Origin of the sequence: Helicobacter didelphidarum (genome assembly GCF_003364195.1) — a bacterium.
GTDB lineage: Bacteria > Campylobacterota > Campylobacteria > Campylobacterales > Helicobacteraceae > Helicobacter_A > Helicobacter_A didelphidarum.
In genome coordinates, this window is record NZ_NXLQ01000093.1 from 1 (window position 1) to 2,299 (window position 2,299).

The following is a 2,299-nucleotide window of genomic DNA, read 5'->3' on the forward strand; positions in this document are numbered from 1 at the left end:
TTAAAATTAATTTCTACAGATGATAATATAAGCTCCCAAGCATTATCCCTATATGCTTGCACAGGGAAATTTAGCATATATTATATCCCTGCCAAATTTGTCCTTAAAAGAGAGGGGGACAAAATATATGCTTATATTAAGGAATTGTATGCTTATGTTTTTGATACATTTGACTTTGATGATGGTGGGCATCAATATGATAAACAAACTAATACAATAATACAGCTAGGACAACCTGTAGGGACTTGGAATTATAAAGAAATGAGATTTGATTTTAATACTTCTGTGAGACAGATGATAACATATAAAGTTATAAGGCATATTGGACTAGATATTGATGAAATTCCTAACCTTAACGCTCAAGATATTTACCCAATCTACAATCAAGACTATAGATTTTATAAATGTCGATATAATAAAGGCTTAAATTTTAGAGTATTCTCAACAAGCAATGATAATACTAAAAGTGCTAGAATCTCTAAAGGATTCTATATCCTTCAAGTCCCAGAAGATAGAGATTCGCAGAATTATTTTAGGGTGGAAGTATAGATTATGTTTATAATAGCAGGTTTATTATTTTGTATTATATCTACTTCTATATCTATATTTATAATTTTCAAAATTAAAAAATATTTTATTAATATGACAAAAAACAAAGATTTTTTATATTTTATATCAAGTATATATTTTTTATTGAGTATTTTTCTTGCTAGTTTTACTTTACCTATTATACAAGCTATACATTATGTATTTGTAAGCAATGATAATATATATATCTTTATGTTAAATATACATATATTTTTTTCTATTATATTATTAATATCATTGTATGTAATATTTTTTATAAACATTACATACAATAAGCTATCCTTTAAAAGAATTAATTTCTATTATTTTTTTATAACTTATATATTAACATTTCTTTTATATATTTTCTTGTTACCAATAATGTGGAATATTACTATAATAATTTCATTTCTATCCTTATATAAGTAAATCGAGGAAATATATGATTTATCCCCTCCACAATCAAGACTATAGATTTTATAAATGTCGATATAATAAAGGCTTAAATTTTAGAGTATTCTCTACAAGCAATAATAATACTAAAAGTGCTAGAATCTCTAAAGGATTCTATATCCTTAAAGTCCCAGAAGATAGAGATTCGCAGAATTATTTTAGAGTGGAAGTATAGATTATGTTTCTTATGGATTATAGCATACCACAAGGACGCTATTTAGCTCTTATCGTCTTTCTTTTATACATAGTGTATTCATGTATTAATAAATATTTTTTGGCATTTAGTTTTCAGTATAGAGGATTTTGGTTTAGTTTATTTTTTGCCACATTTACTTCATACTCAATCACTCATTTTCGCTTAGAAATGTATAGGCTAGATTTATCTCACTTGCTATTTGATATTCGAGCTTATATTGTTATCTCTATTGTTTTATCTATTGCTTTAATAATATTATTATCAATTTTTATACTTCCGCTAAAAATATATCTTAAAAAACAAATCCCAGATACATTAAAAGGACAAACACTAAAACTATCAATTATAAATTATCTTGTCATCACATTAATGATAGGTGCTTTTTTGGTTGGTTTGGGCAATATCGGTGAGTTTGGCATTATTCTTATTTTATCAGGCTTGATAGGCTAAAATGTATATTCAATACTCCCTCTACAATCAAGACTAAGGATTCTATATCCTTCAAGTCCCAGAAGATAGAGATTCGCAGAATTATTTTAGGGTGGAAGTATGAATGAGTTTGGCACTTATAGAATTGAATTTGTAATTTTTCCTATAATTGTATCAATCATAATGTTTATTTATGCGGTAAAACAAAGAGGATTTTTAGCCTTTACTTTGACAGATAGCTATTGGAAAAGTTTTTTATTAGCAAGTTTTATTAGCCCTATTATAGTTTATTGTGTTATTTTAATCTTAGATAATCAATTAGAATATATAATTATGTGGCTATTTCTATGTATAATATTTTCTCTATTATTTTCTGTGATATATTCAGCAATATGTTATATGATATTTTTTATACTAAAGAAAAGATTTCATATTTCATATAACAATAAAAATGTTAAAAAAATATATATTATAAATTTTATATTTATCTCTCTAATTTGTGTATTATATTTAAGTATATTCCAAAAAAATATACTTCTTGTATTTTTATATATTTTATCAGTATGTTGAATAAAACAGAGTTTTTCAATGCTATATTTTATTCAAAACCATTTTTTATGCTATGGATTATTACGATTTTATTAGGCACAACTT

3 protein-coding genes are annotated in these 2,299 nt (G+C 24.7%); all 3 read left to right on the forward strand.

Going from position 1 to position 2,299, the window contains the following annotated elements; genetic code table 11:
• Nucleotides 1-549: DUF6402 family protein (locus tag CQA53_RS13160; protein WP_245945906.1), on the forward strand; the 549-nt coding region annotated here is incomplete at its 5' end.
• A 460-nt stretch (nucleotides 550-1,009) separates the two neighbouring features.
• On the forward strand, nucleotides 1,010-1,195 hold the full coding sequence (locus tag CQA53_RS10955; protein ID WP_115543969.1) for a hypothetical protein: 186 nt from the start codon (nucleotides 1,010-1,012) through the stop codon (nucleotides 1,193-1,195).
• A 3-nt stretch (nucleotides 1,196-1,198) separates the two neighbouring features.
• Nucleotides 1,199-1,666, forward strand: coding sequence for a hypothetical protein (locus CQA53_RS10960; RefSeq protein WP_115543970.1), 468 nt, complete (start codon nucleotides 1,199-1,201; stop codon nucleotides 1,664-1,666).
• Nucleotides 1,667-2,299: the final 633 nt, after the last annotated feature.